This window comes from Thermus oshimai DSM 12092 (assembly GCF_000373145.1).
Taxonomy (GTDB): domain Bacteria; phylum Deinococcota; class Deinococci; order Deinococcales; family Thermaceae; genus Thermus; species Thermus oshimai.
In genome coordinates, this window is the sequence record NZ_KB890602.1 from 318,560 (window position 1) to 338,409 (window position 19,850).

The window sequence follows — 19,850 nt, forward strand, 5'->3', positions numbered from 1 at the left end:
TGGGGACACGTGGAGTTTCTGGTCAAGTCCTTCGTCACCCTTTTCGTGGTCATGGACCCCGTGGGGCTGGTGCCCGTCTTTCTGGCCCTGGCGGGGCACTACCCCCCTGAGAAGCAGGCCCGGATCGCCCGCAAGGCGGTCCTGGTGGCGGGGGGGCTTCTCGTCTTTTTCTTTTTCTTCGGGCGGGGGCTTCTGGAGTACCTGGGCATCAGCTTTGAGGCCCTGAAGGTGGCGGGGGGGCTTCTCCTCTTCAAGATCGCCACGGAGATGGTCTTCGGCCACCACGAGCGGGAGACGGAGGAGGAGGCAAAGGAGGCCCTTGCGCGCTCGGACATCTCCGTCTTCCCCCTGGCCATCCCCCTCATCGCCGGCCCCGGGGCCCTGGCGAGCCTCCTCATCCTGGGGGCGGAGGCCCGGGGGGTGCCCTTCGGGGCCTTTTCCGTCCTCCTCACCGCCTTTCTGGTCCTCCTCCTGGCCTACCTCTTCCTGAGGGGGGCTTCCGTGGTGCGCCGGGCCCTCGGGCGCACGGGGGTCAACGTGGTGACCCGGGTCTTAGGGATCCTCCTCGCCGCCTTGGCGGTGCAGTACGTGGCGGATGGGGTGAAGGCCCTCCTTTAAGGGCCCCCCAAGCGCCTTTTCGGACCGCGCGGGGACGCCCCGCCGCTTAGACCTGGAACACCCCCACCCGGAAGGGCTCCCTCTCCGGGTTCAGGGCGCAGGCCTCGAGGCTCTTGATGAGCCACTTCCGGGTCTCGTGGGGGAGGACGATCCCGTCCACCCAAAGCCTGGCCGCGGCGTAGCGGGGGTCTAAGGTTTCCTCGTAGCGGCCCTTGATGCGCTCGTACAGCTCTTTAAGCTCCTCGTCCGAGGGCTCCTTCCCCTGGCGTTTGAGCTTTTCCACCTCCAGCTCCAAAAGGGTCTTCGCCGCCTGGGCCCCGCCCATGACCGCGTACTTGGCGCTGGGCCAGGCGTAGATGAACCGGGGCCCGTAGGCCTTCCCCGCCAGGGCGTAGTTCCCCGCGCCGAAGGAGCCCCCCAGGATGAGGGTGATCTTGGGGACGGTGGAGTTGGAAACCGCGTTCACCAGCTTGGCCCCCCGGCGGATGATCCCCGCCTGCTCGGACTCCTTCCCCACCATGAACCCGGTCACGTCCTGGAGGAAGAGGAGGGGGATGCCCATCTGGTTCACGTCCAGGATGAACCGGGCCGCCTTGTCCGCGGCCTCGGCGTAGATGACCCCGCCCACCTCAATCCGCCCCTTTTTCTTGAGGATGAGGCGCTGGTTCCCCACGATGCCCACGGGGAAGCCCCCGATGCGGGCGAAGCCCGTGACCAGGGTCTCCCCGTACCCCCCCTTGTACTCCAGAAACTCCGAGCCGTCCACGAGGCGGGCGATGACCTCCCTTAGGTCGTAGGGCCGCGCGCCCGTGGGGTCCACCAGGCCGTAGAGGTCCTCCGCGGGGTAAAGGGGTTCTTTGGGCTCCTTCCTTCCCTCGGCCCAGGGGGCAAGCTGTGGGGGCGGGTAGAGCTCGGCCAGCTTGCGGATGCGCTCCAGCGCGGCCTCGTCCGTGGGCTCGTAGAAGTCCACCGTGCCCGAGACCTCGTGGTGCATCCGGGCCCCCCCAAGCTCCTCCGAGGACACCTCCTGCCCGATGGCCGCCTTCACCAACGCAGGCCCCGCCAGATAAAGCCCGCTCCCCTCGGTCATGATGAGGACGTCGGTCATCACCGGGAGGTAGGCCCCCCCGGCCACGCAGTTCCCCATGATGGCCGAGATCTGGGGGATGCCTAGGGCGCTCATGCGGGCATTGAGGTAGAAGATGCGCCCGAAGTCGTCCTGGTCGGGGAAGACCTCGTCCTGTAAGGGCAGGAAGACCCCGGCGGAGTCCACCAGATAGACCGTGGGGATGCGGTTTTCCAGGGCCATGGTCTGGGCCCGGATGACCTTCTTGGCGGTGATGGGGAAGAAGGCCCCCGCCTTCACCGTGGCGTCGTTGGCGATGATCATCCAGTCCCGCCCCGCGATCCGGCCGAGGCCCGCCACCACGCCCCCCGCCGGGGCCCCACCCCACTCCTCGTACATCCCCCATCCGGCGAAGGCCATGAGCTCGTAGAACTCCGTCCCCGGGTCTATGAGCCTCTGGATCCGTTCCCGGGCGGTGAGGCGGCCCTTTTGGTGCTGGCGCTCCACCGCCCGTTTTCCCCCGCCTTCCCGCACCTTCTCCAGGCTTTCCCTGAACGCCCGCACCAGGGCCACCCAGGCGTCCTTGTTGGCCTTGTACTGGGCGCTTTCCCGGTCCTTAAGGTGGGTTTCCAGCACGGCCTTGGGGAGGTCCATGGCTAAAGTATAACGTTTTTTCGCTTTTATGTCTAAAAGCGTTTCCCCTGGGTGCAGGCCACCTTCCGGGCCTTGGCCTCCTCCGCCCTCCGCCTCGCCTCCCGGTCCACCCGTTCGTTCTCGGGGTGGCCGCTGTGCCCCTCCACCCAGTGGAAGCGCACCTCGTGCCCCTCCATGGCCTCTAGGAGGGCCTGCCAGAGGTCCTGGTTCTTCACGGGCTTGCCCTCCCCCGTGCGCCAGCCCCGCTTCCGCCAGCCCTCGAGCCAGCCCTCGGTGAAGGCGTTTTTGAGGTAGTGGCTATCCGTGTAGAGGTCCACCCGGCAGGGCTCTTTGAGCGCCCTTAGCCCCTCCACCGCCGCGGTGAGCTCCATGCGGTTGTTGGTGGTGCAGGGCTCGTCCCCCGAGAGGAGCTTCTCCCGCTCCCCGTACCGCAAAAGGGCCGCCCACCCCCCGGGGCCGGGGTTGCCCAGGCAGGCGCCGTCGGTGAAAAGCTCCACCGCTTTCAGGTCCTTTTCCATCCCCTTACATCTTACGGGGCCGGCCCAGGAGGAAGAGGAGGAGGAAGGCGAGAAGGGCTCCCCATACCGGAAGCGCGGGGTCCAGCCGCCCGAAGACCCCCGCCCCCAGGCCCCCGAGGGCCCCCGCCCCGTAGAGGAGGGCCCTAAGCCCGGCAAGGGCCGCGGCCAGGCCCTCCTCTGGCAGGCGCTCCCCCCTTAAGGCCCGCAGGCGGGCGCTCAGGAGGCCCACGCCCAGGCCGTAGAGGGGGAAGGCGGGGAGGAGAAGGGGGAAGGGGAGGAGGAACCCCCCTGCGGCCAGAGCTAGGGCTAGGGGCAGGGGCCGGGCCAGGCCCGGGGGGAGCCTGCCCGCGAGGAGGCCTCCCAGGGCGTAGCCCAGGTCCTCGAGGGCCAGGAGGAGGCCGAAGAGGGCTTCGGGCGCCCCCGATCGGAGGATGAGGAGGCCGAGGAGGGCCGTGGCCAGGGCGTGGCCCAGCTGGAAGAGGAGGGAGAGGAGGAGGTAGGGGCGGAGGGGCGGGTGGGCCAGGAGGGCCCGGAGGCCCGCCCGGAGGGAGGCCCGGGGAACAGGGCCGCGGGAATGCGCCTCCTGGGGGAGGTGGGGGAGGGCGGAGGTCAGGAGGAAGAGGGCCAGGAGGAGCACCCCTGCCGCCCCCAGGTAGGGCAGGGCGGGGTGGAGGAGGAGGAGAAGGGGCCCCAGGGGCCAGCCTAGAAGCCCTCCTAGGTTCCAGGCGGCGTAGAGGAGGCCGGTCTCCCGCTGGAGGCGTTCCCTTTGGAAGCGCACCTGGTAGGCGTCCCAGGCCACCACCCCCAGGTCCGTGGCCACCATGATGGGGTAGGCCCAGAGGACGAGGAGGGCGGCCTCCCGGGGGAGGAGGGGGAGGGGCAGCCAGAGGAGGGCCCGGAGGAGGCGGAGGGCCAGGAGGCCCCGGCGGGGGCCCACCCGGTCCAGCCAGGGGCTCAGGAGGAGGAGGGGCCCCAAGGTGAGGTAGCCCAGGGCCCCAAAGGCCCCCACCCAGAAGGCTTCCCCGGTGCGGGCGATCTCCAGGCTCAGGGCACCGAAGCCCAGGGCGGCCCCCAGGTCCCCTAGGGCCTCGGGGAGGTAAGCCTTGGGGAGGGCCCTCACCTTGGCCCTCCGTAGCGGGCAAAAGCCGCCAGCCCCAAGAGGCCGAGCCCCGCGAGGAGGAAGGGGAGGGAGAGGCTCTGGTCCGCCAGGAGGCCCCCGAGGAGGGGGCCCAGGGGGGCGAGGAGGCCGGTGAGGAAGAGGAACCCCCCCGCCACCCGGCCCCGAAGCTCCGGGGGGGCCTCCCCCAGGCGGACCGCGCCGGCCACCGCGGAGAAGGCCGCCCCACCCATGCCGGAGAGGAGGAGAAAGGCGGCGAGGAAGGGCCAAGAGGGCAGGAGGGCCACTCCGAGGAGGCCCAGGGCCGAGGCCAATAGGGCCCAGGCCAGGGTGGCCTTCCGGCCCAGCCGGGCTAGGGCGGGGCCCACCAGAAGCCCCCCTAGGGCCCCCCCCAGGCTGAGGGCGCTTCCCAAAAGGCCGAGGACCCAGGGCGCCGCCCCTAGGCCCCGCAGGACCAAAAAGGGGAGGAGGCCCGCCAGGAGGGCGTGGGCCAGGTCCAAGGCGCCCTCCAGGAGGAGCAGGGGGCGGAGGAGGGGGCTTTGCCAGAGGAAGCGGAGCCCCGCTAGGCTACCCCCCGTGGCCGGACGGGGGATAGGGGAGGCAAGGGGCAGGGCCCGGTAGGAGGCGGCGGCGAGGAGGAGAAGCCCCCCTCCCAGGCCCAGGGCGAGGGTCTGGGAGCGGCTGAAAAGGAGGCCCGACAGGAAGTCCGAGAGGAGGTCGGCGGCGGTGTAGGCAGCGTGGAGCCTTCCCCGAGCCCGGGCCAGGGCCTCCTGGGGGAGGAGGTCGGCGAGGAGGGCGCCCGCGGCCACCAGGCGCAAGGCCTCGAGGGCGGCGAAGAGGAAGCCCGCCAGGTAAAGGGGAAGGAGGGGGGGCGAGGGGAGGAGGGCCAGGACCCCGAGGGTGAGGAGGGCCTGCCCTAGGGCGGAAAGGCCCAGGAGAGGGCCTCTGGGCCAGCGGTCCGAGAGGAGGCCCGCCAGGAGGGCGAAGAAGGGCTCCGCCGCGAGGCGGGCCCCCAGGGCCAGGGCCGCCCCCGAGGGGCTGGGGGCCACAAGGGCGGCTAGGGCCCCATGGGCGAAGTAGAAAAACCCCGCCCCAAAGAGGCGGAAGGCCTCAAGGGCGAGGATTAAGTTTACCATCTCTAGCTTACCACGCCTTCCACCTTCCAGACAACGCCGTTCGTCGGAGAGCAAACAAACATCGTCTGTCCATCGGGGCTAAACCGAACGCAACTAGGGGAAGGTAAGTTCGTAACTACTGGGGGGTCAAAGGAGTATGCCCTTACTTCTTTGGGATCTATAGCTAAGACGGATCCAGTTGCAGGTTGGGAAACGTAGAGAAAACCGTTGTAAGGATGACCAATGATCCCTCCCATGTTGTCAAGATCAAAAGCAATTGTGTACTTTTTTGCTACTTCTGGCAACTCCTGTGGACCTTCCTGTACCGGAAAGGCAATTATTCTTCCAAGGCTGGAGACAGCCAAAATCAATACACCTTTCTCACCCGGTAGGAAGGTGGTCCATGATTTTTTGCTGCACTGACTTGCATAAACACTCCATTCTTCTGGCCAACTCCAAGGTGGTGTGAAGCCCTCTGTACCTCTAGACCTCCTGCTAAGAATCTGAGTCAGAAAAGGCAAAGCCTTCCCATTACTGATTTCGCTGACCTGCCCTACGACATCTTCCAAGGCTCTCTTTTCGCCTGAAGAAACTACAAAAACCCTATAGCTACCCTCTGTGGGAACACTTGTAATGCTATATGGCCGAATGAGGCCTTCACAAAAGACGGGGGCTTTAGAAGCAGGTCCTCCGGAGGAGATATCAAGTATCCGTCCACCCCAAAACTCGGAAATGAGGAGTCGCCCGTCTGGTAGAGGGCACATGCTAGAGGGCCCCTCCAAACCCCAAGCGAAGGGCTTGGCCTCCTCCATGTCCCCGCCCTTGGTGATGTTCTTGACCTTCCCCGTGGTGCGCTCCACCACAAGAAGCCGCCCGTCTGGAGCCCACTCCATATGGGTGGGTGCGTGCAGGTTCCAGGCGAAAGGCCGAACATGGACCCTGCGGGTCCGGCCGCCAACCTTGACCTCTTGCACCTCCTTGATCACCCTCACCACCCCTTCCTTAGGGTTGCCCTTACCCTAGCACGGGCCACGTCACGCCCGCGTCACTCACAAATCTCTTATGGAGTGGCCCTTGCGTGACGCAAGGGTGATGTTCTCCGGTGCATTCTCAAAGCATGGGCTTCCTTTGGTGGCTCATCCTTTGGGCCGGAGGGATTGTTCCCCAGTGCCTTGCCCCCCACTGCCCGCCTTTGTGAAGGGTGTCCTTCCGGGTGCGGAGAAAGGCTTCGGGTTTCTACAGGCCCCACTCCCTTCTGAGCCGCGCCACCCGCGCCCGGGCGATGGGGTGGCGGGGGTCTTCGGGGGGCAGGGCCTCGAGGAGGGCCTCCCACACCTCCAGGTCCTCCCCCAACCGCTCCGCCAGGAGGAAGAGGAGGTCCGTCCCGCCCCGGGCGAGGACCGCGGCCTTGAGGGCTTCCTCCAGATCTGCCCTCAGGGCCTCCACCCCCGGGGCGGTGCTTTCCGGGAGGAGGGGGCCCCGGTAGAGGGCCAGGGCCCCCTTTAGGTCTCCCCGGCCTAAGGCCGCCCTTAGGTCCAGGAAATCGGCCCCCAAAGGCCCTTCCAGGCGGTAGGGCCGGCTCCCCACGGGAAGCCCCCGGGCCCGGAGGCGGGCCACCTCCATGCGCACCGCCCCCAGGTGCGCCTCACCGTAAAGGGCTTCCGAGAGGGCCTCCCCAGAAAGGCCCTCGGGGTGGACCAGGAGGAGGGCCAAGACCTCCGCCTGGCGGAGGGGAAGGGGCGCTTCCCCAAGGCGCGGGGGCCCGCCTAGGGCCCAGAGGTAAGGGGCCTTGGGGCCTTCCCGCCAGAGGGCCCTCCGGCCCCTCGAGGAGAGGGCCCCCAGGAGGGGGTGCTCCGTTCCCAGGAAGAGGAGGGCCCGGAGGGCTTCTTCCGCAGCCTCCTCCAGAAGAAGGGGCAGGGTTTGGGCCACCCGTTCCCGTTCCTCCTGGAGGAGCCCGAAGGCGAGGTCCAGGAGGGCCTTGGGCAGCCCTTCCCGGGCCCAGGGCCGGGCGGCCTGGAGGAGGGGGAGGGCTTCCGCCCTAAGGAGGCGCACCCCGGCGGGGGCCAGGTAGGGGAGGCTCGCGGGCGGGGCTTCCGCCACCGCCTTTTGGAAGTAGGCCTGGGCCGCGCCCTCCTCCCCCTGGAGGAGGCGGAGGTGGGCCATGAGGAAGCGGGCGTAGAGGGCGGGGCCCTCCTCCAGGGCCAGGGGCTCCGCCAGGCGGAGGAGATGGGGCAGGGGCGGCTCCTCCTCCGCCAGGAGGCTGAGCCAGGCCCATTCCAGGGCGGCGTAGGGGCTTGGGCTTTGGAGGCGGGCCAGGGCGGCGTAGGCCAGGGCCTCCCGGAAGCGGCCCAGGCGGCGGAGGGTGCGGGCCAGGGCCCGGGCGAGGAGGGCTTTGGCCTTGGGGTCTGCCGCGCGGTGGAAGGCCTCCTCCAGGGCGGGGAGGCCCTGGCGGGGGGGCAGGGCCAGGCCCAGGTGGTAGAGGGTGAGGGGGGTCTGGGCCCGCCGGGCGGCCTCCAGGGCCAGGGCCCGGTAGCTCCCGGGGTCTCCCTGCCGGAGGCGGAGGAAGCCCAGCAGGGCTAGGCGCTCGGCCTCCTCCGCTCCCTCCCGGGGGGTTTGGAGGAGGGCCAGGGCCTCCCTATCCTGCCCCCTTTCTAGGAAGGTTAGGGCAGGGGCTAGGGGTGCGGGGTCCATGGCCTACTCCAGGCCCCAGATCCCCGCCGGGGCCAGCTCCACCAGGTTCCCCGCGGGGTCTAGGGTGTAGAGGCTCTTCCCCTTGGGCCACTCCGCCCACCAGACGGGAAACCCCGCCGCCTCCAGGCGCCTCGCCCAAAGGGAAAGCTCTTCCTCCGCCACCCGGAAGGCCACGTGCACGCTTCCCCTGGCCCCATGGGGGGGAAGGGTTTCCTCCTTTTCCGTGAGGGCGGGGTTGAAGACCAGAAAGACCCCCCGCCCCGCCCGGAAGAAGGCGTGCCGGGGGGGCTTGAACTGGAAGCAGGGAAGGCCCAAAACCCCCTCGTAGAAGGCCCGGGCGGCCTCCAGGTCCTCGGCGTAAACGCAGGTTTCCAGGACGTCCACTACTTCAGGCGGGCGATGAGCTCGGCCACGGGGATGGCCTCCAGGGTGGTGGTCTTCACGCTTCCCCTCGAGGCCAGGTGGAGCATGGCCCGGGCCACGCTGGCCGCGTCCTCCGCCTCCACGATGTTCACGAAGTCGTAGGGCCCCAGCACGGCGTACTGGGCCACCACCTTCACCCCGAAGTCCCGCTCCAGCTCCCCGTTCACCTCCTTGATGCGCTCGGGGTTCTTGATGAGGGTCTCGGCCCCCTCGTCCGTGAGGGTGCTGAGGACGATAAAGGTGGGCATCTTTGACCTCCTTTCCCCTCCAGTCTACCGCGATCCCCCTCAAAAAGGCCTAAGCCTCGGCGAACCCTGGGACGCGAAGGCCCCTGCCCAGGCGGAAGCTTCGCTAAAGCTCCACCCCCGCGTAGACCTCCTCCAGCGAAAGGGGCCTTAGGAGGCGCGCCGCCTCGCCCATCACTCCCATTCTATGGTGGCCGGGGGCTTGGCGGTGATGTCGTAGACCACCCGGCCCACCTCGGGCACCTTCTGGGTGATGCGCCTTGCGGCCTCGTCCAGGAACTCCAGGGGAAGCCGGGCCCAGTCCGCGGTCATGAAGTCCTCCGTGGTCACCGCCCGGAGGGCGAGCACATGGCCGTAGCGCCGCTCGTCCCCCGCCACCCCCACGCTCCTTAGGGGGGTGAGGACCGCCAGGGCCTGGGCCACCTGGTCGTACAGGCCCCACTCCTTGAGGAGGCTCGTGAAGAGGTCGTCCGCCCTCCTTAAGATCTCCAGCCTTTCTTCCGTCACCTCCCCCAGGATGCGCACCGCCAGGCCCGGCCCCGGGAAGGGGTGGCGGAGGCGGAGGGGGTCGGGGAGGCCTAGGAGGAGGGCGAGCTCCCGCACCTCGTCCTTGAAGAGGAGGCGGAAGGGCTCCAGGAGCTCAAACCCCAGGTCTTCGGGAAGCCCCCCCACGTTGTGGTGGCTCTTGATCTTGGCGGCCCCCTTCTCCCCCGCGGACTCGATCACGTCCGGGTACAGGGTCCCCTGGGCGAGGAAGCGGAAAGGCCCTTGGGACCTGGCCACCTCCCGGAAGACCTCCACGAAGGTGTGGCCGATGCGGCGCCGCTTCTCCTCGGGGTCCTCCACCCCCTTGAGGGCCTTTAGGAAGCGCGCCTTGGCGTCCACCACCAGGAGGTTCACCCCAAGGGCCCTTAAGGCCCCTTCCACCTCCTCCCGTTCCCCCAGGCGCAGGAGGCCATGGTCCACGAAGACCGCCAGGTGGTCCACCCCGCTTTTGGCCAGGAGGAGGGCCAGGGTGCTGGAGTCCACGCCGCCCGAGACCGCAAGGAGCACCCTTTCCCCGCCCACCCGTTCCTGAACCCCCCTAAGGAGCTCCTCCAGGATGTGCTCCGGGGTCCAGTCCCGCCGCACCCCCGCCACTTCCAGGAAGTTTTCCAGGATCTGCATCCCCTTGGGGGTGTGGGCCACCTCGGGGTGGAACTGGACCCCGAAGGTGCGCCCGTCCTTCCCCTCTATGGCCGCCACGGGGTTCTCCTCCGTGCGGGCGGCCACCTTGAAGCCCGGAGGGAGCTCGGTGACCGCGTCCTGGTGGCTCATCCACACCTGGACCTCCCCCCCAAGGCCCCGGAAGAGGGGGCCCTCGTGGGCGGTGAGGAGGGCCTTGCCGTACTCCGCCCGGCCGGCCCGCTCCACCTTGCCCCCGTAGGCCTGGGCCAGAAGCTGCATCCCGTAGCAGATGCCAAGGAGCGGAAGGCCCGCTTCCCAAAGACTGGGGTCGGGCCTAGGGGCGTCCTCCTCGTACACGCTCCTGGGCCCTCCGGAAAGGATGATCGCCTGGGGCCGGTGCTTGGCGATCTCCTCCCAGGGGGTGTCCCCCGGGAGGATGAGGGAGAAGGCCCTAAGCTCCCTAAGCCTCCTGGCGATGAGCCTCGTGTACTGGGAGCCGAAGTCCAAGACCACCACCATAGCCCGCAGTTTACCCTTTAGGATGGGGGTATATGCCGGAGGTGGAGAGCTTCAACCTGGACCACACCAAGGTGCGGGCCCCTTACGTGCGCCTGGCGGGGCGGAAGGCGGTGGGGGGCGGGGTGGTGGAGAAGTACGACCTGAGGCTCGCCCAGCCCAACCGGGAGGCCATCCCCACGGCCGCCCTCCACACCCTCGAGCACCTCCTCGCGGGGTACCTCAGGGCGCACCTCCCCGGGGTCATCGACCTCTCCCCCATGGGCTGCCGCACCGGGTTCTACCTGGTGGCGGAAGGGCCCATAGGGGAAGAGGCGGTGCTGGAGGCTTTCAGGAAGGCCCTGGAGGACGTGCTCCGCCACCAAGGGGAGATCCCCGGGGCCTCCTTCCGCGCGTGCGGCAACTACCGGGACCACGACCTAAAGGGGGCCAAGGCCTGGGCCCAACGGGTCCTGGAGGCGGGCCTAAAGGTCCAGCCCACCCCATGAAGGCCTTCTTCGCCGCGGAAGCCCAGGAGGCGGAAGCCCTCCGGGAGGCCTTAGGGGCTTCGGAGCCCCTTTCCGGCCCCCTCCCCCTGCACCGGGGGGAGGGGGTCTTGGTGGCCGAGACGGGGGTGGGGAAGGCGGCGGCCGCTCTCGCCGTGGCCCACGTCCTCACCCGCTTTCCCATAGAGGAGGCCTACTTCCTGGGGGTGGCGGGGGCCCTGGACCCATCCCTAAAAGCCCTGGACCTTCTCCTGGCGGAAGGCGCGGTGCAGTGGGACGTGGACCTCACTCCCTTCGGCCGGGCGAAGGGGGAGACCGCCTTCGGGGTGCGCCTTTTCCCCTCGGACCCCCGCCTTCTCCAAAAGGCCAAGGAGGCGGCCAGCCGCCTGGGCCTCCCCCACCGCCTGGGGGTGGTGGCCACGGGGGACCGCTTCCTGGCCGACCGGAAGGAGGCGGAGCGCCTCCGGGCGGAGTTTGGGGCCCACGCGGTGGAGATGGAAGGGGCGGCGGCCCTCTTCGCCGCCTGGCGCTTCGGGGTGCCCATGGCCCTGGTGCGGGCGGTGACGGACGGGGCGGGGGAGGGGGCGGAAGGGGATTTCAGCGCCTTCCTGAAGGCGGCCTCGAGGCGCCTCGGCCTCCTGGCCCAAGCCCTCCTATACTGAAAGGGGGAGGCCATGGAAATCCGCATCTTTTCGGGGAACGCCCACCCCGACCTGGCCCGGCGCGTGGCCGAGGCCCTCGGGGTGCCCTTGGGGAAGGCCCTGGTGGAGCGCTTTCCCGACGGGGAGGTGAGGGTGCGGCTTCTGGAAAGCGTGCGCGGGGAGGACGTCTACCTCATCCAGCCCACCTCGCCCCCGGTGAACGACCACCTCATGGAGCTCCTCCTCCTGGCGGACGCGGCCCGCAGGAGCTCGGCGGCGCGCATCAACGCCGTCATCCCCTACTTCGGCTACGCCCGCCAGGACAAGCAGACGGAAGGCCGCGAGCCCATCAGCGCCAAGCTGGTGGCGAGCCTCCTGGAGCGGGTGGGGGTGGAAAGGGTTATCGCCATAGACCTCCACGCCCCCCAGATCCAGGGCTTCTTTGACATCCCCGTGGACCACCTCTCCGCGGTGCGCCTCTTCGCCCGCTACCTGAGGGAAAGGGGCCTGGTGGAGGGGTCGGTGGTGGTCTCCCCCGACGCGGGCCGGGCGGAGGAGGCGAGGAGGCTTGCGGAACGCCTCGGCCTCCCCTTCGCCATGCTGGCCAAGCGCCGGCACGGCCCTTCGGAAACCTCCGTGACCTACGTGATCGGGGAGGTGGCGGGCCTGAGGCCCCTTATCGTGGACGACATCGTCTCCACCGGGGGGACCATCCGCCGGGGGGTGGAGGCCCTCCTCCAGGCGGGGGCGCGGCCCGAAGCCATCGTCCTCGCCACCCACCCCGTCCTGGTGGGCCCTGCGCGGGAGAACCTTGCCCACCCCGCCATCCGGGAGGTGGTCTTCACCGACACCATCCCCTTGCGGGATGGGGGCTATACGGTCCTCTCCACCGCGGAACTCCTGGCCCAGGCCATCCGCCACGTGCACACCAACCAGTCCGTGAGCGCCCTCATCTAGGGTTGTGGTACACTTTTCTCCGTGTGCCCCTTGGGGGGCTAGGGAGGAGCCATGGAGTATCGTCTGAAAGCCTACTACCGCGAGGGGGAGAAGCCTGCCGCCTTGAGGCGGGCGGGGAAGCTCCCCGGGGTGATGTACAACAAGGCCCTGAACAAGAAGGTGTACGTGGAGCTCTCCGAGTTTGACCGGGTGTTCCGCCAGGCCTCCATCCACCACGTCATCGTCCTGGAGCTCCCCGATGGGGAACTGCCCACCCTGGTGCGCCAGGTGAACTTGGACAAGCGCAAGCGCCGCCCCGAGCACGTGGACTTCTACGTCCTCTCCGACGAGCCGGTGGAGATGTACATCCCCTTGCGCTTTGTGGGGACCCCCGTGGGCGTGCGGGAGGGCGGGGTGCTCCAGGAGGTGCACCGGGACATCCTGGTGCGGGTTTCCCCCAGGAACATCCCCGAGTTCATTGAGGTGGACGTTTCCGGCCTCGGCATCGGGGACAGCCTCCACGCCGCCGACCTGAAGCTTCCCGAGGGGGTGAAGCTGGCGGTGAGCCCCGAGGAGACCATCGCCGCGGTGGTGCCCCCGGAGGACGTGGAGAAGCTGGCCGCGGAGGCCCAGGAGGTCCCCGCCGAGCCCGAGGTCATCAAGAAGGGGAAGAAGGAGGAGGAGTAGCCCAAGCGCCCCAAAGGAAGGGGTGCTTAGGCCCTTCCAAAGCCTCCCGGAGACCTCCGGGGGCTTTCCTTTAGGAGGCGGGGATGTTTTTGGTGGTGGGCCAGGGGAATCCGGGGCCGGAGTACGCCCATACCCGGCACAACGTGGGCTTCATGGTCCTGGACCGGCTGGGCCTCCCCTTTCGCAGGAAGGGGGAGGCCCTCCTGGCGGAAGGGACGGTGGGGGAGGAGAAGGGGTTTTTCCTCAAGCCCCTCACCTACTACAACCTCACCGGCCAGGTGGTGGCCCCCCTGGCCCGCTTTTACAAGATCCCTCCCGAACGCATCCTGGTGGTTCATGACGAGATGGACCTCCCTCTGGGCCGCCTGCGCCTAAAGGCCGGGGGGCGGCCTGCGGGAAACCGGGGGGTGGCCTCCATCGGGGAGGCCCTGGGCACCTGGGCCTTTCACCGCCTCAGGATCGGCATCGGCAAGCCCCCCCGCCCGGAGGAGGGCGCGGCCTACGTGCTGTCCCCCTTCCGCGAGGAGGAAAGGCCCCTGGTGGAAAGGGTGCTGGAGGTGGCCAAGGAGGCGGTGCTCTGCTGGGCGGAGCGGGGCCTCCTCCCTTGCGCGGACCGCTTTAACGGCCTGGACCTCCGCCTGGGGTAAGCTTTTCCCATGCGTGTCCTCCTCCTGGCTGGCGGCAAAAGCCCCGAGCACGAGGTCTCCCTGGTCTCCGCCAGGGGGGTGCTGGAGCACATCCCCTTCCCCACGGAGCTTGCGGTCATCGCCAAGGACGGCCGCTGGCTCCTGGGGGAGGAGGCGAGGAGGGCCCTCGAGGCCGGCCTTGCCCCCACAGGCCCCCACCCCTTCCCCCCGCCTTTGGACTGGGGCCGCTACGACGTGGTCTTCCCCCTCCTCCACGGGCCCTTCGGGGAGGACGGGACGGTCCAGGGGTTTTTGGAGCTTTTGGGCAAGCCCTACGTGGGGGCGGGGGTGGCGGCCAGCGCCCTATGCATGGACAAGGACCTCTCCAAAAGGGTCCTGCAGCAGGCGGGCCTGCCCGTGGTCCCCTGGGTGGCCCTCTACCGGGGGGAGACCCCCCTCATCCCCTTTGAACCCCCCTACTTCGTGAAGCCCGCCAACACCGGCTCCAGCATCGGCGTCCGCCGGGCGGAGGATTACGGGGAGCTGGAGGAAGCCCTGGCCGAGGCCTTCCGCTACGACCGCAAGGCGGTGGTGGAGAAGGCCCTGGGGGGGGTGCGGGAGCTGGAGGTGGGGGTTTTGGGCAACGTCTTCGGCCAGGCCAGCCCCGTGGGGGAGATCCGCTACCAGGCCCCCTTCTACGATTACGAGACCAAGTACACCCCGGGGCGGGCGGAGCTCCTCATCCCCGCGCCCCTGGACCCGGGCACGGCGGAGACCATCCAGGAGATGGCCCTCAAGGCCTACCGCGTTTTGGGCATCCGGGGCATGGCCCGGGTGGACTTCTTCCTGGCCGAAGGGGAGGTCTACCTGAACGAGGTGAACACCATCCCCGGCTTCACCCCCACCAGCATGTACCCCCGCCTCTTCCAGGCGGGGGGGGTCAGCTACCCGGAGCTTTTAAGGCGGCTTCTGGAGCTCGCCCTTCAGCCCTAGGCCTCCCCCGAGCGCTGCACGGTCTGGGTCTCCTTAAGGATGGCCCGCACCCGCTCCCCGGGGATGGTCTCTTCCCTTAAGAGCTCCTCCGCCAGGCGGTGCATGGCCTCCGCGTGGGCCAGGAGCACCTCCCGGGCCCGGGCGTAGGCCTCGTCCAGGATCTGGCGGATATCCTGGTCTATGAGGCGGGCCGTCTCCTCGGAGTGGTCCTTCTTCTTGGCGATCTCCTCCCCCAGGAAGATGGGCCCCGAGTCCGAGCCCCAGGCGATGTTCTTGAAGTGCTCCCCCATGCCCCAGTCCAGGACCATGCGCTTGGCGAGGCCCGTGGCCCGCTTGAAATCGTCCTGGGCCCCGGTGGTGACGGTGCCGGTGAAGAGCTCCTCCGCGGCCCGGCCCGCCAGGAGCACGGAAAGCTCGTCCATGAGGTGCTCCCGGGAGACCAAGACCCGTTCTTCCGGCTTGCTCCAGCGCGCCCCCAGGGCCATCCCCCGGGGGACGATGGAGACCTTTTCCGTCTTGTCCGCGTGGGGCAGCACCTCCCCCACCACCGCGTGCCCCGCCTCGTGGTAGGCCACCGCCCGCCGCTCCTCCTCGGAGAGCTTGAGGGCGGGCCGTTCCAGCCCCAGGACGATCTTGTCCAGGGCCTTTAGGAAGTGCTCCTTGCGGATCCTCTTCTCCCCCGCGCGGGCGGCGAGCAGGGCGGCTTCGTTCACCAGGTTCTTGAGGTCGGCCCCGGAGAAGCCGGGGGTGAGGTGGGCGAGCTCCAAGGGGTCCACGTCCTCGGCGATGGGCTTGTTCCGCATGTGCACCAGGAGGATCTCCTTCCTTTCCTCCAAGGCGGGCAGGCCCACCACCACCTGCCGGTCAAACCGGCCCGGGCGGAGGAGGGCGGGGTCCAGGATGTCCGGGCGGTTGGTGGCGGCGAGGACGATGACCGAGGTGTCCTTCTCAAACCCGTCCATCTCCGAGAGGATCTGGTTCAGGGTCTGCTCCCTTTCGTCGTGTCCGCCGCCGATGCCGGCCCCCCGCTTCCTTCCGATGGAGTCCAGCTCGTCAATGAAGATGATGCTGGGGGCGTTCCGCCGGGCGTCCTCAAAGAGGCTCCGCACCCGGCTGGCCCCCACGCCCACGAACATCTCCATGAACTCGCTGGCGGAGACGGAGAAGAAGGGCACCCCCGCCTCCCCCGCCACCGCCCGGGCCAGGAGGGTCTTGCCCGTGCCCGGAGGGCCCACCAGGAGCACCCCCTTGGGGATCTCCGCTCCCAGCTCCAGGTACTTCTTGGGGTTTTTGAGGAAGTCCACCACCTCCATGAGTTCCCGCTTGGCCTCCTCGTGCCCGGCCACGTCCTTGAAGGTGGTGTTCACCGTCTTTTCCTTGCCGTAGAGCTTGGCCCGGCTTTGGCCGAACTGCATCACCTGCCCCGCCCCTCCTTGGGCGCGCATGAAGAAGAACCAGAAGAAGAGGATGAGGAGGAGGGTGGGGCCCACGTAGAGGAGGAACTGGGGCCAGAAGGAAGGGGGCTTGGTGACGATCCGCACCCCGTTTTCCTCCAGGAAGCGCAGGAGCTCGGGGTCCTGCACCTGGGCGGGGGGCAGGGGCACCTGGAAGCGCCGGGCCACCCGCTCCCCTTGGGGGGTGGGGAAGCGCTCAGGCTCTTTGAGCTCGCCCAGGATGCGGGTTTCCTCCAGGGTTACCTGGGCCACCCGGCCCTGGCGCACCATCTCCCGGAACTCCGTGTAGGAGAGGGTGGGGGCCGGGGGGCCGGTGAAGGCCGTATAGGCCAGGTAGCCGAGGAGGAGCAGGAAGAACAGGGTGAAGGGGTTAATGCGCTGGGCCAAGGTCAACCTCCTTTCCCCATGGTAACGCCTGGAGCGGGGAGGGACTGGGGCCTGTGGTATCCTTCTAGCCGCGATGGGGGGCATGGGGGTCCTGGAGGCCCTACACCACGGCGACTACGAGACGGCCATAGAGGCCCTTACCCGGAAGGCCCTCTTCGGCCGGAAGGAGGAGGCCAAGGAGGCCCTTCTCCTCCTGGCCGAGGTCCACAGCCTCTACGGGGAGGAGGGCCTGGAGCGGGCCCACCAGGCCCTGGAGGAGGCCTACGAGCTTGGGGGGGTGGAGCACCTGCCCCTTTACCGGGCCCTTCTGGCCGAGCTTCTGGCCCTCGAGGGCCGCTCGGAGCGGGAGGTCCTCCCCCTTTTCCTCCCCACGGAGGACCCCCGGGCCCGCTACCACCAGGCCCAGGCCCTCTTCTACCTGGGCCGGTTTGAGGAGGTCCTAAGGACCCTGAAGGAGGGCCTTCCCGCCTTCCTGGCCTGGCGGGCGGAGGGGCTTAAGGGCAGGGCCTTGGAGCGCCTGGGGCGCTTTGGGGAGGCCGCCCTTGCCTACGAGGAGGGGGCGGGGATCGCCCTGGGCCTCGAGCGCTACTGGCTCCTTCTGGACGCGGCCGCCATGTGGCTGGAGGCGGGGGAGGGCGAAAGGGCCCTTCTGGCCTTGAAGGAGGCGGAGGAGGCGGTGGGGGAGGAGGGCCCGGAGGACGGGGCCACCCGCCACTACCTCCTGGCCCGGGCCCACCTCCTCCTGGGGAACCCCACCCTGGCCCTGGAGGCCATCGGGAAGGCCCTGGAGCTGGAGGAGGAAAGCGGCCACAGGGCCTACGGCACCCCCTTGGTGAAGGGCCAGGCCCTCCTCCAGCTTGGGCGCTACGCGGAGGCCATGGAGAGCTTCCGGGAGGCCCTAAGGCGGGCGGAGCCCGGGGAGAGGCCCTACGTGCTCCACGAGATGGGGGTGGCGGCCTTGGACCAGGGGGCCTACCTCGAGGCCGAGGAGCACCTCCGGGCCCTTCTGAAGGAGGAGGGCTACCCCTACCGGGCCTCCGCCCGGGCGGACCTGGCCGAGGCCCTGTACCGCCAGGGCCGCTACGGGGAGGCGGAGGAGGAGGCAAGGAGGGCCATAGCGGAAGGGGCCTTGGCCCAGGGGGAGCTGGTGCTCGGGCACATCGCCTACGACCTCATGCACCTGGAGGAGGCCCTGGAGCACTACCGGCGCGCGGCGGAGGCCGCGGACGAAGGGAGCCGAGACTGGACCGCGGCCCAGGAGATGGTGGTGGACACCCTGGCCCAGCTGGGCTACCGCCACCCCGAGGAGATGGTGGCCAGGGCCCAGGCCGTTCTCCCGTACCTCCACCCCACGGACGAGTGGCACGCGACCCTTTCCGCCTACCTGGAGCGGGCCCGGGCCCTGCTCCAGGGGGGGAGGCGGTTGAACTAAGTACCCCCCCGAAGCCAACGCTTCGCCGGGGGCCCCAGGAAAAAGGTCTAGGGCGCCTGTCCTAGGTCCCTCCCCTCAAGGGGGCGAGGGCCTTTAGGACCTCCTGGCTCCTTAAGGGCTTGGGTAGGTGCAGGACCCTGAGGGGCCGGAAGAGGAGGCCCGGGGGGGTTTCGCTCACCAGGTAGAGGGAGGCGAGCCGCCCTTCGGGCAGGGCCCGGATGCGGCGGGCGGCCTCCAAGGCCCTTTCCCCCTGGAGGATGATGCCCTTGGGCCTTTCCTTGAGGAGGCGCAGGGCCATCTCCAGGTCCTTGGCAAGCTGTACGCGGAAGCGGTGGGCCTCCAGGAGGTAGAGGAGAAGCCTCCGCACCACCCCGCTTTCCGCCAGAACCAGGACCAAGGGGTCCTCGGGGGCCAGGGCGGAGGGGCGGATGAGCCCCCGGCCCAGAAGCTCGTAGAGGAGGTGGTAGACCTCCTCCTCGGGGAGGCCGGAGAGGAGGGCCACGCTCCGGGCCCGCCGCACCCCGTCCAGCTGCTCCAGCACCGCCCAGGCCTCGGGGGTGAGGGGGTGGCGGGTGGGGTCGCCGGAAAGCTGGAAGACCGCGTCCGGGTCCACCTGGCCCCGGCGCCACTCGTCCAGCCTGCGGGCCGCCTCCATGAGGGCCGCGCCCGTATCCAGGGTCTCGGGCAGGGCCACCTGGCTTCCCTCGGTGAAGGGCTCGGCCAGGATCTCCCCCTCCTTTTCCCCAAGAAGGGTGGCCAGGGCCTCCAGGACCTGGGCCCAGAGGGCCTCCTTGAGCTCCTCCTCCCCGATGAGCCCGAGCTCCAGGGCCAGGGCCCCCAAGGGGGTGCCCGGGTTCTCCCGCCCCTGGCGCTCCACCAGCTCCTGCACCTCTTCCAAGGAGAGGTGGCCGAGCCGCACCAGGTACTCCCCCAGGTGGGGCCCCGGCTCCGTGCGGGCGTAGAGGATGCGCCCCCCGAGGAGGTGGACCCGGCCGTAAATCCTCCCCTGGAAGGTGACCACCGCGTTCTTGCGGTTCGCTTCCAGGGCTTTTAGGAGTTCGCCCAGGTCCAGCTCTTCCAGGGTGGCCCGGATCATGGCTCTAAGAGGGGCTCCACCGGTGGGGGGAAGCCCAGGTGGCGGTAGGCCTTCTCCGTGGCCATGCGGCCCCTGGGGGTGCGTTTTAGAAGGCCTTGCTGGATGAGGTAGGGCTCGTAGACCTCCTCCAGGGTGCCCGGGTCTTCCGAGAGGGCGGTGGCCAGGGTGGAAAGCCCCACCGGCCCCCCGCCGAAGCGGAGGATGAGGACCTCCAGGATCTCCCGGTCCCGCCGTTCCAGGCCCAGCTCGTCCAGGCCCAAGGCCTCGAGGGCGAGGAGGGCCCTTTCCCGGGTGATGGTCTCCTCCTTCGCCACCTGGGCGAAGTCCCGCACCCGGCGGAAAAGCCTTTTGGCGATGCGCATGGTGCCCCGGCTCCGGCGGGCGATCTCCAGGGCGGCCTCCTCCGTGATGCCCACCCCGAGAAGGCGGGCGTCCCGCCGGATCCCTTCCGAAAGCTCCTCCAGGCTGTAGTACTCCAGGTGCTCCACGATGCCGAAGCGGCTCCTTAGGGGCGCGGTGATGAGGCCCGGGCGGGTGGTGGCCCCGATGAGGGTGAAGCGGGGGAGGTCCAGCCTTATGCTCCTCGCCGCCGGCCCCTGGCCGATGACGATGTCCATGCGGAACTCCTCCATGGCGGGGTAGAGGTGCTCCTCCGCCTGGCGGCTTAGGCGGTGGATCTCGTCGATGAAGAGGATGTCCCCCTCCTCCAGGGTGTTGGCCAGGATGGCCGCCAGGTCCCCCGGCTTCTCAATGGCCGGCCCCGAGGTGATGTGGAGCTTGACCCCCAGTTCATGGGCGATGACGTGGGCCAGGGTGGTCTTCCCCAGGCCCGGGGGGCCGAAGAGGAGGAGGTGCTCTAGGGGTTCGCCCCGGGCTTTGGCGGCTTCCAGGTAGACCCTGAGCTTCTCCTTGAGCCGCCTCTGCCCCACGTACTCGTCTAGGGTTTTGGGCCTTAGGGTGAGGTCGTCCACGCCCCCTTATGA

20 protein-coding genes are annotated in these 19,850 nt (G+C 69.2%); 8 read left to right on the forward strand and 12 right to left on the reverse strand.

Features of this window, described 5'->3' with window-relative positions; genetic code table 11:
• Positions 1 to 9: 9 nt before the first annotated feature.
• Positions 10 to 618: a MarC family protein gene (locus B043_RS0101790; RefSeq protein WP_018460736.1), complete on the forward strand. Its 609-nt coding sequence runs from the start codon at positions 10 to 12 to the stop codon at positions 616 to 618.
• A 46-nt stretch (positions 619 to 664) separates the two neighbouring features.
• Here the strand turns inward: B043_RS0101790 and B043_RS0101795 are convergent, their stop codons facing one another.
• From B043_RS0101795 to guaA, 9 genes are all read right to left on the reverse strand, one after another.
• Complete coding sequence (locus B043_RS0101795; RefSeq protein ID WP_016328900.1) at positions 665 to 2,338, reverse strand: acyl-CoA carboxylase subunit beta; 1,674 nt, start codon at positions 2,336 to 2,338, stop codon at positions 665 to 667.
• A 32-nt stretch (positions 2,339 to 2,370) separates the two neighbouring features.
• Positions 2,371 to 2,856, reverse strand: coding sequence for a ribonuclease HI (gene rnhA, locus B043_RS0101800; protein ID WP_018460737.1), 486 nt, complete (start codon positions 2,854 to 2,856; stop codon positions 2,371 to 2,373).
• A 4-nt stretch (positions 2,857 to 2,860) separates the two neighbouring features.
• Complete coding sequence (locus B043_RS0101805; protein WP_018460738.1) at positions 2,861 to 3,976, reverse strand: MFS transporter; 1,116 nt, start codon at positions 3,974 to 3,976, stop codon at positions 2,861 to 2,863.
• On the reverse strand, positions 3,973 to 5,109 hold the full coding sequence (locus tag B043_RS0101810) for an MFS transporter (RefSeq protein WP_018460739.1): 1,137 nt from the start codon (positions 5,107 to 5,109) through the stop codon (positions 3,973 to 3,975). The genes B043_RS0101805 and B043_RS0101810 overlap by 4 nt, the downstream gene beginning before the upstream one ends.
• Positions 5,110 to 5,111: 2 nt before the next feature.
• Entirely contained in the window at positions 5,112 to 6,074 is a 963-nt protein-coding gene (locus tag B043_RS12545; RefSeq protein WP_081623126.1) for an SMP-30/gluconolactonase/LRE family protein, read from the reverse strand.
• A 250-nt stretch (positions 6,075 to 6,324) separates the two neighbouring features.
• Positions 6,325 to 7,779 (reverse strand): hypothetical protein, encoded by a 1,455-nt coding sequence (locus tag B043_RS0101815; RefSeq protein WP_018460740.1) that lies wholly within the window; start codon positions 7,777 to 7,779, stop codon positions 6,325 to 6,327.
• Between the two features lie 3 nt (positions 7,780 to 7,782).
• On the reverse strand, positions 7,783 to 8,163 hold the full coding sequence (locus tag B043_RS0101820; protein ID WP_018460741.1) for a VOC family protein: 381 nt from the start codon (positions 8,161 to 8,163) through the stop codon (positions 7,783 to 7,785).
• Positions 8,163 to 8,450 carry a glutamine synthetase/cystathionine beta-lyase binding protein gene (locus tag B043_RS0101825; RefSeq protein WP_016328907.1) on the reverse strand — a complete coding sequence of 96 codons (288 nt, stop codon included), beginning with the start codon at positions 8,448 to 8,450 and terminating at the stop codon, positions 8,163 to 8,165. The genes B043_RS0101820 and B043_RS0101825 overlap by 1 nt, the downstream gene beginning before the upstream one ends.
• 171 nt (positions 8,451 to 8,621) lie before the next feature.
• A complete protein-coding gene (gene guaA / locus B043_RS0101830; RefSeq protein WP_018460742.1) occupies positions 8,622 to 10,133 on the reverse strand; it encodes a glutamine-hydrolyzing GMP synthase in 1,512 nt (503 codons plus the stop codon).
• Between the two features lie 32 nt (positions 10,134 to 10,165).
• On the opposite strand from guaA, the gene B043_RS0101835 reads away from it, so the two are divergent.
• The 6 genes from B043_RS0101835 to ddl all read left to right on the forward strand — a co-directional run bounded on the left by B043_RS0101835 (position 10,166) and on the right by ddl (position 14,498).
• Positions 10,166 to 10,618 carry an S-ribosylhomocysteine lyase gene (locus B043_RS0101835; protein WP_018460743.1) on the forward strand — a complete coding sequence of 151 codons (453 nt, stop codon included), beginning with the start codon at positions 10,166 to 10,168 and terminating at the stop codon, positions 10,616 to 10,618.
• A complete protein-coding gene (gene mtnN / locus B043_RS0101840) occupies positions 10,615 to 11,277 on the forward strand; it encodes a 5'-methylthioadenosine/S-adenosylhomocysteine nucleosidase (RefSeq protein WP_018460744.1) in 663 nt (220 codons plus the stop codon). The genes B043_RS0101835 and mtnN overlap by 4 nt, the downstream gene beginning before the upstream one ends.
• A 12-nt stretch (positions 11,278 to 11,289) precedes the next feature.
• Positions 11,290 to 12,213, forward strand: a complete 924-nt coding sequence (locus B043_RS0101845; protein WP_018460745.1) for a ribose-phosphate diphosphokinase — start codon at positions 11,290 to 11,292, stop codon at positions 12,211 to 12,213.
• Positions 12,214 to 12,264: 51 nt separating this feature from the next.
• Complete coding sequence (locus B043_RS0101850; RefSeq protein WP_016328912.1) at positions 12,265 to 12,879, forward strand: 50S ribosomal protein L25; 615 nt, start codon at positions 12,265 to 12,267, stop codon at positions 12,877 to 12,879.
• 83 nt (positions 12,880 to 12,962) lie between these two features.
• Positions 12,963 to 13,526: an aminoacyl-tRNA hydrolase gene (gene pth, locus B043_RS0101855; protein WP_018460746.1), complete on the forward strand. Its 564-nt coding sequence runs from the start codon at positions 12,963 to 12,965 to the stop codon at positions 13,524 to 13,526.
• 9 nt (positions 13,527 to 13,535) lie between these two features.
• A complete protein-coding gene (gene ddl / locus B043_RS0101860; RefSeq protein WP_016328914.1) occupies positions 13,536 to 14,498 on the forward strand; it encodes a D-alanine--D-alanine ligase in 963 nt (320 codons plus the stop codon).
• Here the strand turns inward: ddl and ftsH are convergent.
• Positions 14,495 to 16,339 (reverse strand): ATP-dependent zinc metalloprotease FtsH, encoded by a 1,845-nt coding sequence (gene ftsH / locus B043_RS0101865; RefSeq protein ID WP_026234081.1) that lies wholly within the window; start codon positions 16,337 to 16,339, stop codon positions 14,495 to 14,497. The genes ddl and ftsH overlap by 4 nt on opposite strands.
• Before the next feature lie 73 nt (positions 16,340 to 16,412).
• Between ftsH and B043_RS0101870 the strand changes: the two genes are divergently transcribed.
• Positions 16,413 to 17,771, forward strand: a complete 1,359-nt coding sequence (locus B043_RS0101870; RefSeq protein WP_018460748.1) for a tetratricopeptide repeat protein — start codon at positions 16,413 to 16,415, stop codon at positions 17,769 to 17,771.
• Between the two features lie 61 nt (positions 17,772 to 17,832).
• Here B043_RS0101870 and B043_RS0101875 read toward each other — a convergent pair whose 3' ends face one another.
• Together B043_RS0101875 and ruvB are read right to left on the reverse strand one after the other, a co-directional pair.
• Positions 17,833 to 18,867, reverse strand: coding sequence for a DUF4388 domain-containing protein (locus B043_RS0101875; protein WP_016328917.1), 1,035 nt, complete (start codon positions 18,865 to 18,867; stop codon positions 17,833 to 17,835).
• Positions 18,864 to 19,838, reverse strand: coding sequence for a Holliday junction branch migration DNA helicase RuvB (gene ruvB, locus B043_RS0101880; RefSeq protein ID WP_016328918.1), 975 nt, complete (start codon positions 19,836 to 19,838; stop codon positions 18,864 to 18,866). Before ruvB ends, B043_RS0101875 begins: the two co-directional genes overlap by 4 nt.
• Between the last annotated feature and the right edge of the window lie 12 nt (positions 19,839 to 19,850).

Bases quoted from the DNA above. Each gene is read 5' to 3' on its own strand.
- B043_RS0101795 (WP_016328900.1), bottom strand. From the start codon at position 2,338: ATGGACCTCCCCAAGGCCGTGCTGGAAACCCACCTTAAGGACCGGGAA.
- rnhA (WP_018460737.1), bottom strand. From the start codon at position 2,856: ATGGAAAAGGACCTGAAAGCGGTGGAGCTTTTCACCGACGGCGCCTGC.
- B043_RS0101810 (WP_018460739.1), bottom strand. From the start codon at position 5,109: ATGGTAAACTTAATCCTCGCCCTTGAGGCCTTCCGCCTCTTTGGGGCG.
- B043_RS0101815 (WP_018460740.1), bottom strand. From the start codon at position 7,779: ATGGACCCCGCACCCCTAGCCCCTGCCCTAACCTTCCTAGAAAGGGGG.
- B043_RS0101825 (WP_016328907.1), bottom strand. From the start codon at position 8,450: ATGCCCACCTTTATCGTCCTCAGCACCCTCACGGACGAGGGGGCCGAG.
- guaA (WP_018460742.1), bottom strand. From the start codon at position 10,133: ATGGTGGTGGTCTTGGACTTCGGCTCCCAGTACACGAGGCTCATCGCC.
- B043_RS0101835 (WP_018460743.1), top strand. From the start codon at position 10,166: ATGCCGGAGGTGGAGAGCTTCAACCTGGACCACACCAAGGTGCGGGCC.
- mtnN (WP_018460744.1), top strand. From the start codon at position 10,615: ATGAAGGCCTTCTTCGCCGCGGAAGCCCAGGAGGCGGAAGCCCTCCGG.
- B043_RS0101845 (WP_018460745.1), top strand. From the start codon at position 11,290: ATGGAAATCCGCATCTTTTCGGGGAACGCCCACCCCGACCTGGCCCGG.
- B043_RS0101850 (WP_016328912.1), top strand. From the start codon at position 12,265: ATGGAGTATCGTCTGAAAGCCTACTACCGCGAGGGGGAGAAGCCTGCC.
- pth (WP_018460746.1), top strand. From the start codon at position 12,963: ATGTTTTTGGTGGTGGGCCAGGGGAATCCGGGGCCGGAGTACGCCCAT.
- ddl (WP_016328914.1), top strand. From the start codon at position 13,536: ATGCGTGTCCTCCTCCTGGCTGGCGGCAAAAGCCCCGAGCACGAGGTC.
- B043_RS0101870 (WP_018460748.1), top strand. From the start codon at position 16,413: ATGGGGGGCATGGGGGTCCTGGAGGCCCTACACCACGGCGACTACGAG.
- B043_RS0101875 (WP_016328917.1), bottom strand. From the start codon at position 18,867: ATGATCCGGGCCACCCTGGAAGAGCTGGACCTGGGCGAACTCCTAAAA.